The organism is Chryseobacterium oleae (genome assembly GCF_900115055.1).
Taxonomy (GTDB): domain Bacteria; phylum Bacteroidota; class Bacteroidia; order Flavobacteriales; family Weeksellaceae; genus Chryseobacterium; species Chryseobacterium oleae.
On sequence record NZ_FOVD01000003.1, the window covers coordinates 553,066 to 573,332 of the forward strand.

Annotated in this window: 18 protein-coding genes; 7 read left to right on the top strand and 11 right to left on the bottom strand. The window is 39.4% G+C overall.

What is annotated here, in order from left to right; genetic code table 11:
* The first annotated feature begins 46 nt into the window (after positions 1-46).
* The 5 genes from BM143_RS13150 to BM143_RS13165 all read left to right on the top strand — a co-directional run bounded on the left by BM143_RS13150 (position 47) and on the right by BM143_RS13165 (position 3,207).
* The gene (locus BM143_RS13150) at positions 47-274 is read left to right on the top strand and encodes a hypothetical protein (RefSeq protein WP_139222040.1); all 228 of its coding nucleotides are present in this window, start codon (positions 47-49) and stop codon (positions 272-274) included.
* On the top strand, positions 271-441 hold the full coding sequence (locus BM143_RS24020) for a hypothetical protein (RefSeq protein WP_167375289.1): 171 nt from the start codon (positions 271-273) through the stop codon (positions 439-441). Before BM143_RS13150 ends, BM143_RS24020 begins: the two co-directional genes overlap by 4 nt.
* Positions 442-464: 23 nt before the next feature.
* Positions 465-1,958: a MauE/DoxX family redox-associated membrane protein gene (locus tag BM143_RS13155; RefSeq protein WP_090024895.1), complete on the top strand. Its 1,494-nt coding sequence runs from the start codon at positions 465-467 to the stop codon at positions 1,956-1,958.
* Positions 1,959-1,981: 23 nt separating this feature from the next.
* Entirely contained in the window at positions 1,982-2,242 is a 261-nt protein-coding gene (locus BM143_RS13160) for a DUF6520 family protein (RefSeq protein WP_090024896.1), read from the top strand.
* A 305-nt stretch (positions 2,243-2,547) separates the two neighbouring features.
* Complete coding sequence (locus BM143_RS13165) at positions 2,548-3,207, top strand: KGG domain-containing protein (RefSeq protein ID WP_090024897.1); 660 nt, start codon at positions 2,548-2,550, stop codon at positions 3,205-3,207.
* Between the two features lie 628 nt (positions 3,208-3,835).
* Here BM143_RS13165 and BM143_RS13175 read toward each other — a convergent pair.
* The 5 genes from BM143_RS13175 to BM143_RS13195 all read right to left on the bottom strand — a co-directional run bounded on the left by BM143_RS13175 (position 3,836) and on the right by BM143_RS13195 (position 7,683).
* Positions 3,836-4,846 carry an SDR family NAD(P)-dependent oxidoreductase gene (locus BM143_RS13175; protein WP_228430800.1) on the bottom strand — a complete coding sequence of 337 codons (1,011 nt, stop codon included), beginning with the start codon at positions 4,844-4,846 and terminating at the stop codon, positions 3,836-3,838.
* 33 nt (positions 4,847-4,879) lie between these two features.
* Positions 4,880-5,647 carry a succinate dehydrogenase/fumarate reductase iron-sulfur subunit gene (locus BM143_RS13180; protein ID WP_090024899.1) on the bottom strand — a complete coding sequence of 256 codons (768 nt, stop codon included), beginning with the start codon at positions 5,645-5,647 and terminating at the stop codon, positions 4,880-4,882.
* 135 nt (positions 5,648-5,782) lie between these two features.
* Positions 5,783-6,652, bottom strand: coding sequence for a cyanophycinase (locus tag BM143_RS13185; protein ID WP_090024900.1), 870 nt, complete (start codon positions 6,650-6,652; stop codon positions 5,783-5,785).
* On the bottom strand, positions 6,652-7,479 hold the full coding sequence (locus tag BM143_RS13190) for a hypothetical protein (protein ID WP_139222041.1): 828 nt from the start codon (positions 7,477-7,479) through the stop codon (positions 6,652-6,654). The genes BM143_RS13185 and BM143_RS13190 overlap by 1 nt, the downstream gene beginning before the upstream one ends.
* 3 nt (positions 7,480-7,482) lie before the next feature.
* On the bottom strand, positions 7,483-7,683 hold the full coding sequence (locus BM143_RS13195; protein WP_090024902.1) for a hypothetical protein: 201 nt from the start codon (positions 7,681-7,683) through the stop codon (positions 7,483-7,485).
* Positions 7,684-8,382: 699 nt separating this feature from the next.
* Here BM143_RS13195 and BM143_RS13200 point away from each other — a divergent pair.
* Together BM143_RS13200 and BM143_RS13205 are read left to right on the top strand one after the other, a co-directional pair.
* Positions 8,383-8,667, top strand: coding sequence for a YHS domain-containing protein (locus BM143_RS13200; protein ID WP_090024903.1), 285 nt, complete (start codon positions 8,383-8,385; stop codon positions 8,665-8,667).
* A 332-nt stretch (positions 8,668-8,999) separates the two neighbouring features.
* On the top strand, positions 9,000-9,686 hold the full coding sequence (locus tag BM143_RS13205; RefSeq protein ID WP_090024904.1) for a hypothetical protein: 687 nt from the start codon (positions 9,000-9,002) through the stop codon (positions 9,684-9,686).
* Positions 9,687-9,803: 117 nt separating this feature from the next.
* Here the strand turns inward: BM143_RS13205 and BM143_RS13210 are convergent, their stop codons facing one another.
* The 6 genes from BM143_RS13210 to BM143_RS13235 form a co-directional block, all read right to left on the bottom strand.
* Entirely contained in the window at positions 9,804-10,217 is a 414-nt protein-coding gene (locus BM143_RS13210) for a thiol-disulfide oxidoreductase DCC family protein (RefSeq protein WP_090024905.1), read from the bottom strand.
* A gap of 253 nt (positions 10,218-10,470) precedes the next feature.
* Positions 10,471-11,658 carry a cation:proton antiporter gene (locus tag BM143_RS13215; protein WP_090024906.1) on the bottom strand — a complete coding sequence of 396 codons (1,188 nt, stop codon included), beginning with the start codon at positions 11,656-11,658 and terminating at the stop codon, positions 10,471-10,473.
* Positions 11,659-11,724: 66 nt separating this feature from the next.
* The gene (locus tag BM143_RS13220; protein ID WP_090024907.1) at positions 11,725-12,180 is read right to left on the bottom strand and encodes an Hsp20/alpha crystallin family protein; all 456 of its coding nucleotides are present in this window, start codon (positions 12,178-12,180) and stop codon (positions 11,725-11,727) included.
* A gap of 573 nt (positions 12,181-12,753) precedes the next feature.
* Complete coding sequence (locus BM143_RS13225) at positions 12,754-15,237, bottom strand: alpha/beta hydrolase family protein (RefSeq protein ID WP_090024908.1); 2,484 nt, start codon at positions 15,235-15,237, stop codon at positions 12,754-12,756.
* Entirely contained in the window at positions 15,227-16,618 is a 1,392-nt protein-coding gene (locus BM143_RS13230; protein WP_090024909.1) for a RagB/SusD family nutrient uptake outer membrane protein, read from the bottom strand. Before BM143_RS13230 ends, BM143_RS13225 begins: the two co-directional genes overlap by 11 nt.
* 11 nt (positions 16,619-16,629) lie before the next feature.
* Positions 16,630-19,653, bottom strand: a complete 3,024-nt coding sequence (locus BM143_RS13235; RefSeq protein ID WP_090024910.1) for a SusC/RagA family TonB-linked outer membrane protein — start codon at positions 19,651-19,653, stop codon at positions 16,630-16,632.
* Positions 19,654-20,267: the final 614 nt, after the last annotated feature.

The window sequence follows — 20,267 nt, forward strand, 5'->3', positions numbered from 1 at the left end:
AATCAGATCCCGGCCGGGAAAACTTTTAATCTTTAAAAAAATAATCATGAAAAAGTTCATTCCCATCATCAGCAGTGTAATCCTGCTAACATCATTAAGCTGTCGTCAGACGGACAGCATTGAAGAAGATCAAAAAGACCCAATTCCTTTGAGCCCATATCACATGGAGAAAAGCTCAAAAACGGATACCACTGATCAGGAAAAAGATCCCCCCATAAAGGACGGACAGGACTGGCGGCTTTATAACCAATCAAGCTTAATCCATAAAAAATGATTCCCTGTACTTCCATTATCACCTGTTCTACCGGATTACCCTGTCCTGCCAGCGGCATATGGGAGAGTATTGGGAGTTTTAAAACCACCCGCCCCATTGCCAAAGGCCACAAAATGCCGGACTATTGTGGTAAAAAGGTCAGCTGGAAACTCATTCAGATAGGATAAATCATCATACACCTGCTATTATTATGAAAAATATTGCCTACATCATAGCCTTACTCATAGCCTACTTCTTTGTCCTGTTATTCTGTTATGCTGGCATCAGCAAGGTATTGGATTTTGAAAATTTTCAGGTACAAATTGCCCAATCCCCCCTACTCAGCGCATTTGCAGGATTTGTATCATATAGTGTAATTCTCGCGGAGATCATCATTGTTAGTTTTTTGCTTATTCCAAAACTTCGGTTAGTGGGGCTGTATGCTTCACTTGGCATGATGACGGCCTTTACCATTTATATCTATCTTATTTTGAATTACAGTGATTTTGTTCCCTGTTCCTGCGGTGGTATTTTGGAGAAAATGGGTTGGACCGAACATCTGATATTTAATATTGCATGCATTTTTCTGTCATTGATCTCTGTTATTATCATTGAAAAACATAGGCAGACCAAGAAGATAAAATATTTTATTTCGTCAGCTATTATAATAATCTTATCGTGTTTAATGGTGATTATCCTTTTTTTTCAATCCGAGCATATTATCAAAAAGGAAAATAATTTTACAAGAAAGTTTCTGCCAAATTTTATCATAGAAAATGAAAAGACAGATCTTGAGCATGGTGATTATTATTTTGCCGGTAAAGATAATAAGGGAATATACTTAGGAAGCCGCAGTACTCCTTTAATTCTGACGAAAATTGATTACAGGTTCAAACGAACGGAATCATTCAGAATTATTCCGGACCACTCGGATTATTCTTTCAAAAGTTTACAGATTAAAGTTAAGCATCCTTATTATTATCTTTATGACGGAACTGTGCCTGTCATTTATCGGGGTACATTAAACGATTCTTCCGCTAAAACCATCAGCAAAGGCGATGCCTTCTTTTCCCAGTTGGCGGTAATAGATTCATCTAATTTCATTCTTCGAACCCAGGATAGCAGGACGCACGAGTATACCATCGCCCGACTTCGTACCGGGCAGAAAACTAATATCTCTCTATTTCCTACTATTTTAGAAAAACAGATCGACGGTATTTTTGACTGTGATGGCAAACTGATCGAAAACCAGCAGCATCCCGGAGAATTTCTCTACACGTATTTCTACAGAAACCAGCTCATCATGATTAATGATAGTTTGCCTCGTGTAAAAAGACAGTCAACTATTGATCCTATTTCTAAAGCCCAAATGAATATCACCCAGCTTTCAAACGGCACCCATATGATGAACGCGCCCCCGGTAAGGGTCAATATCCAATCTGCATTTTACGGAAACTACGTCTACAATATTTCGGGATTGCCTGGAAAATTCGAACCCGCCAGACTGCGTAAAGGAAGAAAGGCCATAGACATCTACAGAATAGATCGTAATGAATATATTGCAAGCTTTTATCTCCCAAAGCAAAAGGTTGAAGATATCATCGTAACCCCTGAGGGTCTGTATATCATTTCAGGAAAACAATTACTCAGATATCACTTTAGAAAGCCATTAAAAGGGGAAGCCGAAAACCTTACAACAGAGTAGGCATCACTTCATATTTTTTTATTATGAAAAAGCTAATGATCCCTGCTGCTTTAGTATTACTGGGCACAGGCGCTGCTTTTGCAACCAAAGCAGCAAACAGCACCAAAGGTGCAGTCATCCCAACCTATCGTATGGATCCTGAATCGGGGCTCTGCGTGCAGGTTGGACAGGAATGCAGTACCATTCAAAATGTAGTCTGCAGGTGGACAGCAGACGGAGTAACACCTCTTCATAGTGCTCCGATAAGCCCTACCGAGTGTGGCAGTGTCTTATTTAAACCTTAACAACGAAGAGGATGCTTTTGAGCATCCTCTTCATTTGTTATATAAATCATAAAAATTTTCTTTTAACAGACAATGACCTTAGTGGAAATTATTGAAAAATACAATTATGAAGTTCCAGACCTCATAATTTTCATTTGATGTGATTTCGGTCATAATCTTCATTCTAATAAAGTTCTAATTTAGCTCAACACAACTTACAACGAACTGATTAGAAGCATGATAAAAATATTAAAAAACTTTTGCAGTTTCAAATACTAGTTAGAAATCTGCTGGGTATCTCCAAATATTAATTTAAAAATATAGTTATGAACAATCGAAATTCAAACAATCGAAATTCAGAAAACAAAACATCCAGCTCAGACCGATCTGCTCTTGAAGATGTATACCAATTAGGTTATGATCATGGCTTTAATGATGCATCTCAAGATGAAGATTATGACGACGATTTCTCAGACTATGAGGATTACTATGAAAACGAGTATGATAATGACGATGATGATCAAGACTATGATGAAGAGGATAATGATCAAAATGACAACAGAAATGGAAGGAGCTCTGGAGGCAGAGGTGGTTCCAGAGCGAGGTCTGATTCTGGTTCTTCGGGAAGAGGAAGATCTTCTTCTGGTTCCGGAAACGGAACTTCAAGAAGAGGTTTTGCCTCAATGAGTAAGGCAGAGCGTACCAGAATTGCCCGTATGGGAGGTGAGGCTTCCCATAGCGGTGGAAGATCTTCCAATTCAAATTCAGGAAGATCAGGCTCTAATAGAGGATCTGGAGGCTCCAGTTCACGATCAGGAAATAACAGTAATTCAGGTTCTGGCCGTGGCTCTGGTTCCGGAAACGGAACCTCGAGAAGAGGTTTTGCATCGATGAGCAAAGCTGAGCGTACCAGAATTGCCCGAATGGGTGGACAGGCCTCTCATGGAGGAGGAAGGTCAGGGTCAGGAAGCGGCCGTAATTCTTAATTTATAATTGATTTTTAGATTACCTCTTTTTTTGTATACAAAAGAGGTAATCATTTTTGCTTAAACACGTACCACTATAGCAGAAACAATAAAATATAAGCAAAAACACAGCAGAATATAATATCACACTTTCAACCGAAGAAATAAAAAATGCTTTTTTCACATCACCAGCTTGAAGTCCATACATCTGTACGGGGTATCAATTAATTTGATTCAACAAGAATATTAAGCAATATAACATACGATTTATTAAGAAAACCTATGACTACCTTCAAAATTTTTCCTTTTTGCCAACTGCTTTATTATTTCCTTACTGCTTTATGGCCGTTAATTCATATTGAGAGTTTCTTAACAGTAACAGGAAAAAAAACAGACATATGGCTGGTTAAAACAGTGGGTATTATACTCTTACCTTATTGTCTGCTGTTAATATATCTGACATTTAGCTCCAAAAAGAACTTTGTCATGGTATTAACGTTAATGCTAGGTTGTCTTGGATTATTATTTGTGGACCTTTATTATTATTTCAGGAATATTATTAAGTGGGTTTACCTTATTGACGGTTTTTTCCAACTTCTATTTTTCACCTACTGGACTTTCTACATCGCTCGTTATCAGTGAAGTGATATCATTTCTTTTCCTTTAGAAAATTATCAATATGAAAAAAAAGGCTTTCTTTTACCGGAATGAATTTATAATCCAGTGCTTTTACTACTTTATCATTAGACATCTTTTGAAAAGATGTTAAGAATTCTATATTGGGTTTGGTCAGCAATCTTAATTTGGGAATCTGTCCTACCGTCAGAATATTCAGAGCTTTTCCAAAATTTAATAATTTTCTTGATAAAATAACAGGTCTTTTTTTATGAAACTTTTCTCTTGCCATTTGAGCAAGATTACTGTATTTTTGATTTTCTGAGACAACCAAAAAGCGTTCTCCAAAAAGATTTTTATCCATAAGTTCAATTGCTATTTCTGCTACATCTCTCACATCTACACATCCCGATCCTCCGGAGAAAGTATAGAATTTATTGATAAAAGTCTGTAAAAATTCTCCACTGCTTTTTTTCCAGTTTCCACTTCCGATAATCATTCCCGGATTGATAATAATCGTATTTAACCCTTGATTAAAAGCATTGCAGACAACGGTATCAGCCTTATATTTTGAAGCCGCATATACCGTACTTTCTGTCTGGATTATAAAGCTAGAATTCTCATCGATTGGCCTCCCCTTTTTTCCATTATCAAAAATAACTGCTGAACTTACATAGAGAAACTTTTTCACCTGCGAATATTTACAGCATTCGATGATATTTTTAGTCCCCTGAATATTTATTTTGTCAACTTTCTTTTGTTCTGCGGGGTCGTAACTCACTTTTGCAGCGCAATGATAAACTTCCACCACATCTTCTAATGCTTTTTGCAAAGCTCTTTTATCATTGAGATTTGCATCTATCCATTGGATTTTATTAAAAAAAAGGTCAGCGTCTGCGGTATAATATTGCAGTGATCTTCTCACCTCCTCCAGATCACTTGAATTTCTTTTTGTAGCACGAACTGTTTTACCTTTTTTCAAAAGCTTCAAAACTAATACTCTACCAAGAATTCCTGTAGCTCCAGTCACTAAAATCACTGTCATACCATTTTAAATTTAGCATTGATGCATATAATTTTATTCTGTGCTTATCCATGCTGACATATATTCTCTGTTCATCCTTGCAATATTATCCAAAGAAATATTTTTAGGACATTCAACCTCGCAGGCTCCAATGACCGAACAATTTCCAAAGCCTTCTTCATCCATAGCTTTTACCATATTTAGAACCCGTCGTTTCGCCTCAATCCTTCCCTGCGGCAGTAAAGCAAAATGAGAAACCTTCGCCCCCACAAAAAGCATTGCTGCGCCATTGGGACAGCAGGCAACACAGGCTCCGCAACTGATACAGGCAGCAGCATCCATTGCTTTATCGGCATCATCTTTGGGAATGGCAACAGCATTGGCATCCAGAGTATTTCCTGAAGTATTGACCGAAATAAATCCGCCTGCTGCCATGATCCTGTCAAAAGCGCTACGGTCTGTTATCAGGTCTTTAATAACAGGGAATGCAATGCTCCTCCATGGCTCTATAACAATCGTTTCACCATCCTTAAACATCCTCATATGCAGCTGGCAGGTTGTAATACCTGTATCAGGACCGTGGGCTCTGCCGTTAATGTACAAAGAACACATTCCGCAAATTCCTTCACGGCAATCATGATCGAATGCTACAGGTTCTTTATTCTCTCTGATTAACTGCTCATTAAGAATATCCAGCATTTCCAGAAAAGATGCGCCTGTCGAAATATCTGAAACTTTGTAGAGTTCAAATTTCCCTTTTGTTTTTGCATTTTTCTGCCTCCAGATCTTCAAATCCAGATTTAATTTTTTATGACTATCCATAATCTATTTGATTTGCTCATTAAAAATACAGCCATAAGGGTGCAATATCTTATGACTGATTTCATATGCCGTCTGAAATCATATCATAAATAAAATGTAACTAATAAAAAAGGAAACCACAGTGTGGTTCCTTTTTTATATTTCTCCTGAACAGGCACCTTCAAATTGATTGTTATTCAAATCAATTTTACATTGATCAGTTAAGATGTGAACTTTAAGATTTTCCGCATAAATAGGAAATCCTTTTTTTACATTCCTAGTATTGGTCTTGCCAATTTCTGCTGCACTGAGCATCCATACCATACCGGACCCTCGGCAGGTTGCCTTCGATCCCTGCTCGATCAGAAGAGCTGTATCCTCTCCCAGGCCGACTCCCCAGCAGTCCTGATTCAGAATCACAGCATGCGCAAGCCTTCCGAATCTGGCCCGGTGCACAAAATGCGTATCAATAATACAGTTATGAATTAATCCCAATCCTAAGTTCAGTTCAATATCATGTTCAAGAATGGCTTCCCCATTAATGGCATCAAGAATTACAATTTTAGGCATACACATTGCTCCGGCACTGGTTCCGGCGATCATAAAATTTTCCTCATTCCAATATTTTTCTTTCAAAAGATCTGTTAAAACAGATTGTTGTAGTGTATTGCATATCCTATTTTGATCTCCTCCCGTAAAAAATACGGTCTGAGCAGCCTCAACTCTTTTAAGATGATAATCTGTATGGATCTGATCATCACAAATATCCAGAAAGTCAAAATTAGTATATCCTATTTCTTTAAATGTTTCTGTGTAGGTCTTGCGCATACTCTCTGGATCAGTCGTTGCTGCGGTAATAACTTCAATGCGATCATCTTTTGATTTTGCTAAAAGTTTAAGAATTTCATGGGGCGTAAAATTATTGTTATCTTTTTTCATTTCAGGATCTTTTCCCGCCTTATCTTCCTTTCCGCCAATGATTAATAATTGTCCTTTAGGTGTCATCGTTACGTATTTTAATTGCATTATTGAATGGTATTTCTGTTTATAAAATTCAAGCTGTACTCTAACACATCCTTTTTTATCAGATTTCCACTGAAAAGATTAAAAAACGAGCCCGGGGTGAGAATATGCCCTTTCAGGTTTTTTACATATACTGAAGCATCTTTTTTTAAAAATCTGTTTTCGACATTTTTGGCATTCACAACCATCACAGATCCACTTCCTATACATGACGCTTTATAACCTTTCTCGATGAGTACTGCCATTCCACTTTTTAGCCCGAGTCCCACATATTGATTATGGCTAATAACTGCTTTTACTAAATTTTTGCTTCTTTCTCCGTGCATAAATTTTGTGTCAATAATACAATTGTTTATAAATCCCAGACCGGCACTGGTCACTCCGGTGTCATCTACTATCAGCCCCGAAATGCACATTGCTGCTGTATTGATACCGACAAGGGTAAAATTATCTTCATACTGGTATTTTTTATTTAAAAGCTCCAGTATGGCCGAGCCTCGCAAAGCCTTACAAATTTGGGAAGCATGCCCCACAAAAATAACCACTGCAGCCTGCGATATTCTTAAGAAATACTTATTGAGGTCCTGCTTTTTACCTATGGCAATACACCCCATATTATTGCAGCCAGCTTCCTTTAATAGTTTAAAGTAGCGATCGTTACAACGATGCCTTAAATTCCTTATGGTTGTCATTATTTCAATCCGGTCATTTTTTTGTTCTGATAATAGCCTGGAAATTTCAGAAGAGAACTGATCTGAAACCGATCCATGCAATGCTTCACCGCTAGTATCTGTACTACGAATGATGATGATTCTGCCTTTAGGAGTCATAAATTACAGATTTTCGGTTTTAACATGGGCACTGTCTCTTTTCTGTTTCATGGTATCTGACATTTCATCAAGCGTCTGAATCGTATCGGAAGCTTTGTCGTTCACCGTTTCTTTTTTGTTATCCTTATTAATGTACTGGGTTTCGGATTTTGTACATGCTGTAAGACTGTATAATAAAAATACCGATAGTGCTAAGTTTTTCATAATAATTAGGTTTGGTTAGATCAAAATTATCAATCAAAAAGCTAAAAATTTATGAGGTAAATCACAATTACCGGAAATAAAAAGCCCCCCAACAATAGAGGAGCTTACTCAAAATGCAAAAAGTGAATAGGATGAAAGCCAAAGGTATCGCTAATGTCTTTTACGGATTATGACACTCCTCATAATATCATTACATATATTATGCTATATGGTAAGTTTTTTCTTCAAACTTTAGCCGTGAAAAGTATATTATTTGGCATCCTGCCTCATTTCTTGATTAATCCATTGACTATCTGACTTTCTTCTAAAAAGCAGTCCCAACAACCTATACTCCTTCATGGCAGATTTAGTCTCGGGCGTACCCATTCCCAGATCAAGTCCATGATACGGATACTGTAATGCGCCACCCATTTGCCGCTTCTTTTTGGTGCAATATAAAACTCCATAGTTTGTTCAGGCACAACACTGCTGTGATCAATATGTACCCATAATGAGGTGGTCATTTACCATGTCAGTATTAAGTATCAGATTACTTCTCCTATACAATTCTTTATCATCAAAAAAGAACTGCCAATTTCATAGGGGGGTCACTCAAATTGAAGTCAAGTAACAATGACTTATTTACATTGTAATATAATTTAAATCATAAAATCCATACTTAATTACCTCTATTTTTGACTTTTATTAACCTATCATGATATGAAAAACTATATTTTACTTTTTTGCACGATACCCCTTATTGCTGCCTGTAATGGAGAGCGAAAAAATAATATGGAGTCGCTTAGTAATTTGAAAAAAATTAGTGTTGTGAATGCTGAAGATCCTATCTGTCACATGTCTACTCTGGGATCTATTTCCGATACCCTTATGCATAAAGGATCTCTTTACGGCTTCTGCAGCACCGAATGCAAAACAAAGTTTAAAAAGCAACCTGAAATTTATCCTGTACAATTAATACCGGCTCATAACAGAAGTCCTTTATAGCATTATGCCAGCCAATTGTTAAGGGAAGGCGGGAAACCCTTTTCAATGTATTCGTAATACACTGAAATACAATATGTTTTAAGGAAACACAATATATGCCATGAAAGTACTGGAGGAATGTGAGACGCTGGAATGGAGTACGTAAAATACCATAAAGATTATACTTTAGGCCTGACTTAATATTATACATACATCGTTCTGAAAATAGAAACAATTAACCCTCGAAACAATTACCCTAGTACCATAAACCAAACATTTTGTACAATTACAACAAATTACTATTAAAAGTTTAACATTTTATATTTTTTATTTTCTTAACGCCATCTTTTACAATGTCGCAATTAACTATTTACCTGCTTCAACCAGATTCTAATTTTATCACTTTTATGGCATTTTTTTTATTTTTAAAAGCAAAAAAAGTTCCGGGAGTTCCTGCCCAAAAAAAGGGAGCTTACCATGACACGGAGAGCATTAAGGACTTTGAGAGTGCTGACGATGCTTTAAAAGTTTATGAATCAGTAAAAAACAAATTTCTAAATATCAATCAATGGAGTGTTTACTGTGGAGCTACCCTTGCAGATTTTAAGCTTTACGACTGCGATGGCCAAGACGTCAGCCGAAGGCCCCAGAAAGGGGACTTTGTGAGAATAAACATAATGGCATGTCCTACTGTTGATAGCCCTTACTTTTGGGTAAGGGTGCAAAGTATGCCAGAAACGAATTCTGCAGACATCCAAAAAACTGTTATCATCTTCCAACCTTCATATAGTCCGACCGGAGATCCACGCCATATTGAACATTTTTACAGCAGGTATTCAACCTCCACTTTTATGATTTCCAGGGAAAACTGCCAAATTAAGGCTGCTGTATATGGTAGAAATGAAGCCCCAAATTTAAATACTGGTCCCCTTAATATCATGAGAAATATAGTGACGGGTCTGTTAGCTATCGTAGGTTTATCAAAATTCCAGTGGAAAATGTTTACCGACAGGCTGATTGATTTCCAATTCCATAAATAATCCATCTCCCAAAGTAAGAAAGTGACATTAAGGACTGATCAAAAAATTCAAAGCTATTAATGGCAGAACTGTACTTTTTGTGCCATTCGTATTAATATAAAACCTGCCTCTGCTTTATCAGATTTCAATAAATTTCTTCCTTTGATTTTGGTCGGGAAGAAAACACTTTTGTGCAGAAATCTTCATTCTGTTGCGAGATACGACATCATATAAACCATCACCAAGTGTTTTTGGCAGCAAAGCACCAATCTTAAAAATAGAATATATACCGCCCAATAGATTTGCTATTTCAAAGACAGCCTGGGACTTGATTAAATACTGCCCATCAGATTTTAATAGATACAAGGTGTTAAACTGTGTGGTTTCAAGGCCTCTGTCCAATAGAAACTTTTGGCCAAATCCAGACTGCAAAGAGCAGAATAAAAATTTATCTTTTTTGTCCCTCTCCAGTATCCATTGTACCCAGAAGTTGCAAAATCCACATTCACCATCGAAAAACACAATATTTTTGTTTAAATTACTATCATCCATTGTCTACATTCTTAATTGTTATTACTTGTAAGCAATTCATGTAACTTCAAGAGTATTCGGTTGCTTTTAAATATCTGTTTTATTTCATTCACCGTTTTCATAAAACATACGTTGACAATCTATTAGCCTATGGCAGAAGCTATTTCTGAGTGAACCATTTGTAATATTAAATTCTAAATTTAAGATATTAGGGAGCCATGGATTATGAGTGTGATCATATACTATTCACACGCAGAAATGTCTCTGTGAATAATCAACTCTTAAAAATTTTCTTTTGATCAGATAACGGCTGGTTCTTTGACAGAAATCTGTTAAGGAGTCCAATCCAGATCGTAGAAAATAGCAGGGTAAGACATGTAATTCCCAAGCCGCCCTTGTAAAGGTCATATGGAATGATATTGGTCTTATAACCAATAGTCAGTGCCAATATCCCAAATTCTCCTGTTTGAGATAATAAGGCTCCTCCGTACCAGCTGCTTTTCCAGTCAAACTTTAAAAGCCTGAAAATAAGTGCTGATATTAAGCTATTGCTTACCAAAACAAAGAAAGTACCAATGAGTACGATAGCTGAATGGTCCAGAAAATAGCTCAGATCCAAGCGTAATCCGATGGATACGAAAAACAGGGCAACAAAAAATACTTTGAAAGAGGCAAGTGAATGCTCAAGCCAGCTGAATGCTTTAAATCTTCCAACAAAAATGCCCGCCATAAAGCTTCCCAATGCACTGCTCAAGCCCACCAGATCTGCCAACAATCCAAATCCCATACATATCACCAATCCCATGAAAAGCTGTAGGTCATGATCATATCTTATCTTGCTGAAAAACTTCGGAAGTTTAATTTCCTGCACATGTCTTATTCTTTTGAAAAGGAAAAAATTGGCAATGCAAACTGCTACGGGCAGTATATAATTTATAAATGTAAATTGTTTACCACCCCAAGCATTCAGCAATGTTAAAACAGGTGCCAAAAGTATATCCTGCAGCAATAATATATTGAATATGATGCTGCCAAAAGCCGTAGTAAGAATATTATATTTTTTTAAGAACTCCGTAACAACCGCAGTACTGTTGAAAAAGAACAGTATAGCTATTAAAGCAATACTTTTCATATTTAGGTTCAGGAAGTATCCTATCAGGTATGCAAAGCCAAAGCCCAATAGTACCTTCATACCCTGTGCAATCACCGGTTTTATAATAAGCGTACGTTGATTGGGGATGTTGATTTCCAAGCCTAAGAAAAACATCAGCAGCAATATTCCCAGTTCTCCAATAACTTCTATTTCATCAACATTTGAAAAAACACCAGTAATATCCGGACCAAGTAAAATTCCTGCAATAATGTATGCTATTAAATAAGGCTGGTTAAACCGTTTCAAAACAAATCCCAAGATCAATAAAGTAAGGGATAAAATAGAGATAGCCCATAATAATGCATTCATAATCCTTCAACTATAAATAATTATCAGAATAAAAAGGTTTCCCGGGATCCGGGAAACCTTTAAAAGTTATTGAATTTCGATCAGTCGCGGCGACTGTGCAGCACTTTCTTTTTTTGGAATGGTAAGTCTCAAAACGCCATTCTCATATTTAGCCTCAATATGCTCATCATCGACAACATCTTTTGAAAGTTCGAAGCTGCGCTGGAAAGACTGATAGCTAAATTCTCTGCGGGTATAGCTGCCGCCGTTTTCCTCCTCATTATCTTCTTTAGAAGAAAAAATTGTAAGAAGGTTGCCTTCCAGGGTAATCCTGAAATCTTCTTTCTGCATCCCCGGTGCTGCAACTTCCACTTCAAAAGCCTCTTCACGCTCCTTGATATTCACGGATGGAAGCGTGGTACGAGAATCAGAAAAATTAGTATTGCTCCAATTAAAAAGTTCGCGGTTGAAAAAATCGTCGAACAGTGAACGTGAATTGCCTGGGAGCAACGTGCTGCTGTTTCTTTTTACAATTGTTTTCATAACAAACAAAATTTAAAAGTTATACAATATTTTAAATGATCTAACTTTCAAAATACAAATGATATACCATAGAAACGTTAGGAAAAATTGTCATATTTTGAGTACATTTTCCAACAAATTGTCATGAATTAATGTCATCCTATGAAGGTAAAAATGTCAGGTTATACTTTTCCAGTATTTTTATGCAGACGCACTATCAAGCATTTAAATCACCAAGCCATCAAAGCAGCGAAACAGTAGTACCTATACAGAGCTTTAAGACTGTTGCATAGTTCTTTTAAGCTTTTCGCTATTGCAGAGAATAACGGCTACTGCCCTTTCAAAAAAGCCTAAAGATAATTCTGATTGGCCTTGCCGTCTCCTGTGTTAATAAGGTCCTGCCAAATGGTGAATTGAACAGCATTACTTCCAATCCCCGGCAATCTTAATGTCATCATTCTCATTCATAATGCTGTCTTTCAAAGTTCCTAAAACCTTTCTTACTCTTTTACCTTGACTTGTGGCTTAGCACCCCTGAGTGAGCTCTACTAATAAGCTCTTTTCCTTCATCCTATTGATTAGAAATTCACTTGATCAGTGGGTACTCTCCCTCATTTCTTTATCAATCCATGGGCTATGTGCCTTTCCTTTTAAAAAGTAGTCCCACCAATCTATACTCCTTCGGGTCAGATCTTTAGCCTCAGGCGTACCAATTCCCAGGTCATGTCCATGATCAGGATACTGTAATGCCACCACCCGTTTGCCGCCTCTTTTAAGCGCAATATAAAACTCCATGGTCTGCTCAGGTACAACATTGCGGTCTTTAAGGCCTGTCCATAATAAGATGGGAGCATTTACCCTGTCCGCATTAAGAATGGGATTGTTCCTCATATACAATTCTTTATTCTCAAAAAAAGAGCTTCCTATTTCATATTGTCCGGTTTCCAACTGCCAGTAATGAGGACTGGAATAATTCCTGTTATATGAGAAGTAAGAACTTATCAGGTCACTTACTCCCGAACCCGAAATATAGGCTGCAAAATAATCAGAATGAGTGGCAATAAAATTCGTTAAGTAACTTCCGAACGAGTGCCCTATGAGCCCATATCTTTTGAGCTTCAAAGGATACTTATGTAATGCTTCCAAAGAACGCTCCACGGCATCAAGGCCGGAGGTCCCCGGAGAACCGTTTTCTGTCACCACATCCGGGAGATAGACAAAGTATCCTCTTTCTACCAGAGTTCTGATATTAAAACCGATCTCATCATATCTGGGCAGGAGGTACTTCTTAGCCTGGTCTGACTGCTTCTGATAGATATGAACAATGACAGGATATTCCTGTAAGGGGTTATAATTGGCAGGATAATATAAAATCCCTTTTAACGGTGTTCCTAAGGATGTTGTATAAGGGATAATCTGCTGCCGGAGTAGAGCAGCTTTCTGATCGGACAATCCGCTGTCGAATAGAAGCTTCTTTTGCTGTGCCCTGGTGTCTACGACCCAGAGCCGTGGCGGGACGTTAAAGTTTTCTTCCAAAACAGCCATTTTTGTATAGTCACTGTTAAACACGGCTGATTTTACATTATTGGAAGAAGAATACAGGAGCATTCCTTTTTTATTCTTAAAACGGTAATACGATACGGCATCCCCATCCTTCTCATTTACTTTCAGCACTAAGCCTTTATCATCTATAACACTTTGCAAAGAATTGTTCCCGGCACTCATTGATTGTTCCCTGGCTCCGGCGATCTGAACCGGTTTTTCCTGACCAGTGCTCATTCTGAGCAATTTCCCTGACTCTACGGAGTAGGTCCATAAGCCCGTTTCGCTTTCAAAGTAAACCACTTTAGAATCCTTGCTGAAATAAGGTTTTTTAAGTCCCTTCTCTTGTATTTTCTGCCTTTTTAAGGTCTTAACATTCAGCAGTTGCCATATACCATGCGGGGTCTTCAATACTAAGAGACTGCCATCTTCCGAGTTTATGAATCCGGAACTGAATCTTCCTATATTGGTTTTTTGACCGGTATGGGTATCCTGCAGGTAAAGATTCACATCAGGAATATAGTGGATGTAATCCTGAAGCTCATCTGCGCAAAAGACCAGAACATAACGCTCACTGCCTATGGAACTTACTGTTTCATTTTCCTGGGTATGTACTAAAACCGCTTGGTCGGTGCCTGGCCTCCAAATCCAATATTTACCAAGCATTTTTCTTCCCTGCTCTCTGCGTTCCAAATCCCGGTCATTTCCATACCAGACTTCAACTTCTTTTTCAGGGTAAGGCACGTAATTAACTGCATGAATCAGAAAAGCTGATCCATTCCCAATTTCCCTTAGGATAAAGAAATCAGCCCTGATACCATTCTCTTCTAAAGGGTAAGACCAGGTTCCGGTTCCGGTATCCATCAGCATAAGGCTTCGCAAACCCACCGGTGAGTGTCGGTACAGGACCAGGTATTTTCCTGAACCCGAAAGCTCCATGCGTTCCAGATCATTTAATTCCACCAGCTTTCTAAAACCTGATTCCTTAAATTTCAGAATTTCAGTGCCTGTTTCAGTTTTTCGCTGCGCAAAAAGATTTCCTTTTTTATCAGTAATATAATACAAGACATCAGAGATCTCAGCTACAACATTCCCCTCTAAATCCATAACCTGCAATTGGTCTCGCTTAGTTAATATACAATACCCCCCGGGAGACCATAGTCCGGACATCCTAATATCCCTGTAGGTAATCTCCTTTCTTGTTTTGAGGTTCCACCATAACGCTTTACCCTGCTCACTCAGCATAGCACAGTTTCCCTGGCACCATTGAACCATCGAAGCCTCAACAGCTATAGGCTGATCTCTTTCTCTGTAGGTATCAAAAATCAGGATGCTGTCCTTATCAGTATACCTCTTCTTCACCGATATCCATCTCCCATCCGGAGACATAGAAATATTGTCTGTTTCGTAGAATTTTGCGATCCACTGATCCATGGTGTCTTTTGAAACTCCAAGTCTTTCCTGTCCTCTTAAAATGATTCCAAAAACAGAAAGAAAAATAAAAAAGCACACCTTTCCGGCCCTTTTAATATCCATTATTCTGCGGTTTAAGATTAGGATTCAGAAGCAGTTCTTTCTGAGGGATGGGCCACTGATGATGGTATTCCTTCCAATTGGGTTTAACCGCTGTGAGTGTACTTAGGCGCCCAAATCTTTTAAGATCCATAAAACGGTGTCCCATTTCACAAAAGAATTCTCTGCGGTTTTCTAAAAGGACCTCCTCCAGCACTGTTTGCTGTGATACCATTCCCGTCAAAGCAGAAAGCCCCGCACGAAGTCTGGTGTAATTGATATAGGGAAGAGCCTGAGAGAGTTTATTCTGCCTGGCCAGAGATTCAGCCAGATTGAGATAAACTTCCTCCATTCTAAACACCACAGAATATTCCGTAGGATTGGCAGCGCGGTTCTTATATTTATCGGCGCGGTACCAGGTATTCTGGCCAACTGTTACTGGGGCGATCCAGTTTTGTCTACGCTTGTCAAAGGCTGAAAAAGAACCGATCAGATCATTATTCAAAGCATATAAGCCAGGCGATGCACCGGAAAAATAATAGGTCTGCACCTCTAAGGTAGGATCGTTCGTATTTTTGGGCTTGAGCTGCCACAGAATATGCGTTCCTGATTTTTGAAAAACCTTTGTAATGTCCTGTTCAAAAATATAGAGCGGGCTTGACACAATGGTTTTTAAAGCGCCCTCTGCCTCATTCCATTTTCCTTCCAGCATATAAGTCTTCCCCAGCATGAGCTGTGCTACCTTTCGATTGGGAAAGATCCTTTCAGCACTTCTATACTGGTCAGACAAAAGATTTGCAGACTCTCTAAAGTCAGATTCCAGTCTGGAGAGAATCTCCACCGATGGTGTTTTAGATAAAAACTGATTGATCTTATAATCTGTTGTTAGAGGCATCGGAATATTTCCAAAAACGTTCTGGAGATAGAAAAACAAAATGGATCTTATAAGCAATGCCTCCCCTTTAATCCTGTTTTTTTCAGCCTCAGGAAGTGATTTTGATTTCTCAGCCCCTTCTATTATGGCATTGGCCATATACACTTCTTTGTAGGCCGAAGACCAGTACATATAGACTGCCGAATTGGATGCAATCTGAAGGTTGTTATAGAGATCCAGCGCTCCGCTGGTTTCTCCTGACGAATAATAACAGACCTGATCATCCGTATAACTGCCCAGCAGTGCTCCACTTCCCTGTGATCCCCCCGAGAGCGGAGAGTTATCCCATATATTGGCATAAAGCCCAGCCAGGGCTGCATTGGCCGTCTGCACGTTTTCAAACACCTGACCTGCATCGAGCTGATTCGAAGGCGTATCCACCTCCAGCATATTTTCACAGCCCATCAGCAGGTACAGTACTATACCTACAACAAGCATATTGATGATATCAATGATTCTACATAATTTCATGATTTCCGGTTTTAAAAATTAATCTGTGTACCAAAAGAAAAGGTTCTTAAAGGAGGCAGAAAGCCCCCTGCTGTAAACTCAGGGTCCATCCCGAAGTATTTCGTCCACGTGAGAAGATTCTGACCCTGAAAATATATTTTCACATTCTTCACCACCCTACTCTGTAATGGCAATGTATAGGTCAGCTGAATATTTTTAAGACGGATAAATGATGCATCTGAAACACTTGCCGTACTGTTTCTGAAATTATCCTGAGCCGTATTCTGATTTCCTGCGGTTCCGGTACTGTAAGGCATATAATATCCCGAAGGATGATCAGGTGACCAGACATCCAGAACTTCTACAGGTTGATTAAACATTCCTCCCGGCAGTGGCATGGAACTGTTATAATTGAGATTCCTCTGCTTCACAAACTGAAACAGCACGGAAAGATCCCATTCCCGGTACTGAAGCGTATTGCTCCAGCCTCCAAAGTAACGCACCCCAATATTTTCCGTTACTTTATTATCTTCAGGAGCCGTGATCTTCCCATCTCCGTTAAAATCCTTAAACCGGTAGAGCCCTGTCTGGGGATCTACTCCTTCCAGTTCAAAAAGCCTTACCACCGAAACGGGCATCCCTATCACCAGTTTATTCTCATACGGTGATCCTTCAAGCCCTGGAAAGGACAAAAGCTTATTCTTTGGAAAACTGATATTAAAACCTGAAGTCCACTTCACAGCCTGTCCTGACAGAGGCCTTGCGCTAAACTCCAGTTCCCAGCCTTTGTTTTCCACCACCGCATCCATATTGGAAAGCACGGACGTAAACCCTGTCATGGAAGGGAGCTGATAGCCTACCAGCTGATTGGAACTTATATTCCGGTACCATGACGCGGTGAGATTCACCCGGTCTTTAAAGAATCCCATCTCCAGGGCTGTTTCCAGCTTTCTGGTCTTCTCCCAACTGTAATCCGGATTATAGAGCCTCGAAGGCACCAGCCCTGTTACCGAATTATAGATATAGTCAGAGACTAAATAATTATCCAGATACTGGTAATCCCCTATATTATCACTTCCCGTAATCCCGTAACTTCCTCTGAGTTTCCCAAAGCTCAGCCATGATCTGCTATTAAGGAAACCCTCCTGAGAAAACAACCAGGCCGCCCCTACGGCTCCGAATGAGGCCACCTTCCTATTCTCCCCAAAGCGGCTGCTTCCATCCCGTCTTCCGGTAAGATTGAGTATATATTTATTTTTATACTGATAATTCAGTCTTCCGAACAGGGCGGCATATCGGTACTCTGTCGTGACCTGATCAGCAATTGTTTTGGTCTGGGCCGCTCCGATATTGTGCAAAAATGCATTGCTCTCAAAACCACTTCCGCGCATCGATTCCCTTGTATTCTGCTCCACCTGTATACTGCTTCCCAAAAGTGCGGTCAGCTCATGCTCTGCTCTTTTAAAATTCCATTCCAACTGCGGTTCTACGATATAGGAAAAGCGGTTGTTATTGCTCTTAGAAGCACTGGAATAAAAGCTTGACTGTCCCGTCACAAAGGCAGGATTATAAATCGTATTGGGCCGCAGGGACCACTCTTCAAAGGCTTTATAATTGATCCCCCCGTTAAGCTTCACCAAAGTATGGGGAAGCAGTTCAAACTGAGCATTAAGGTTGCTCAGAAACTGAAGGCTTTCATTGGTATATGTACTGTTGTATACCGCCAGAGGATTGGTAAAAGTATTATTCTCCCAGTTCAGGCTTCCATCCGGTTTATAGAGCTCCGGAGCATTAGGCGCCAGGAGCAGTGACTTCTGGGTACTGTCTTCATTAAGTACATTACTTTTCTGAAGTGAAAACTGATTGGAAAGCGTGAGCTGTAATTTCTTATCCTTCGATCGGTGGGATATATTACCGGATATGGTATGGCTGATATAGGTAAAATCCTTCGCAAAAACAGTCGCCTGCTCATTACGCCCCAGGCTCAGTAAAAAGCTGGTGGTTTCACTTCCTCCCTTAAGCGAGAGCTGGACCGAGGAAGAGGCAGCGACATTGCCAATGAGTTTCTCAGGCCAGTTGGTGTACCGATCCCGGGACCATTTCCCATTGATATCATAGGCGTTAACAGGATATGACGTAAAGCCGTCATTCGCATAGGCCTCCCCCCTCATTCCCAGATACTGCCCGGTATCCATCATCTTAAGCCCGATCATGGCCCTGCTAAGCCCATAATTGGTCGTCAGGCTCAATTCCGTCTTTCCTGATTTCCCACTTTTAGTGGTCACCAATATGACCCCATTAGCCCCTCTGGAACCATAGATGGCCGTAGCATCAGCATCCTTTAAAATCTCAATACTCTCTATATCATTGGGATTAATAGAGTTCAAAGGATTAATACTCCGAAGCGGAATCACCAGGGTTGAAAACTCCGACTTCATATCTCCACCCACAGGAACCCCATCAATCACATACAACGGCTGGTTACCGTCTATTTCACTATTAGCTGTGGTTCGAAGACTGTTCCTTCCCCTGATCTGAATATCAAATCCTCCTCCCGGTATTCCTCCTCCCTGCGTAATGCTGACTCCGGCCATTCTCCCCTGCACTGCGGACAAAACATTCCCTACCGGCTGATTGGCAATATCCTTGGCCGAAACCTTAGCAATACTCCCAGTCCTCTCCCTGTCTTTCACCTTATAGTAGCCTGCATTAAGGACCACTTCCCCTACACTGGTTGCCCTTTTATCATCTAATACTAAAGAGACATTAAGAACGTTCCCCTCTTCAACGGATTCCCTACGCTCCCCATACTCCGGATGACGAAATATAAGCACAGGATTTTCTCCTGAAACCTGCACCACATATTTACCGGAAGCCCCGGTCAACGCTACTGCATCACTCCCCTGCTGAAATACGGCTACTCCCTTAACAGGCAGATTATTCTCTATGACTGTGCCCGTAATCTCGCGCACCTGTCCTATTGCTGTGCAAGACACCAGCAATGTGAAGCCAAAAGCCAACTGAATATGACCTAGGCTGCAAAAGTTTTTTTTCATACTTTTGAAAAGTTTAATTTAATTAAGCACTTAGGCCCTTTCCTGCACAGCGTAGATTCGAATAAACTCTGGTGCGGAAAGGGCTTTTCTCTTTCTTCTTCTATGGTTACTATACTTTACACTCTCTGTTTCTTAAAAATCTATTGTTTTATTGAGTTTTAATCTCTGATTGATGAAGGCTCAGGAGGAAGTCTAAGCACACAGCATCACCTCCTGCCCTAAGCCCATCAATTGAAATATGAATGAAATTTGTGTTCCCGTGAAAGCTGTAAAGCCGCAATAGGCTGTACATTCCTATTGTATCGTGTCGTATGATACTGTATTTTGTGGAAGCGGCTTAGTGATGTAGAGATAGCGTACTGCATTGAAAATAAAAACGGCATGGGACTCTACATTATCCAATTCGGGGTACTGGTATACCTTGTATACAGATAAGAGAGCCCACGCCTAGGTCGTGAGCTTCCTGCTTATCGTCTCGTATACTAAAATTACCAGTTTTCGAATTGAGATTCTAAGCAATAGCTTCTATTGTTCTTTGAAGTATCGCAAAGTTACATTTATTGTAACTTATTTTACAAATATAATAAAAAGTTTTCAAATGTAGGTTAATTAAA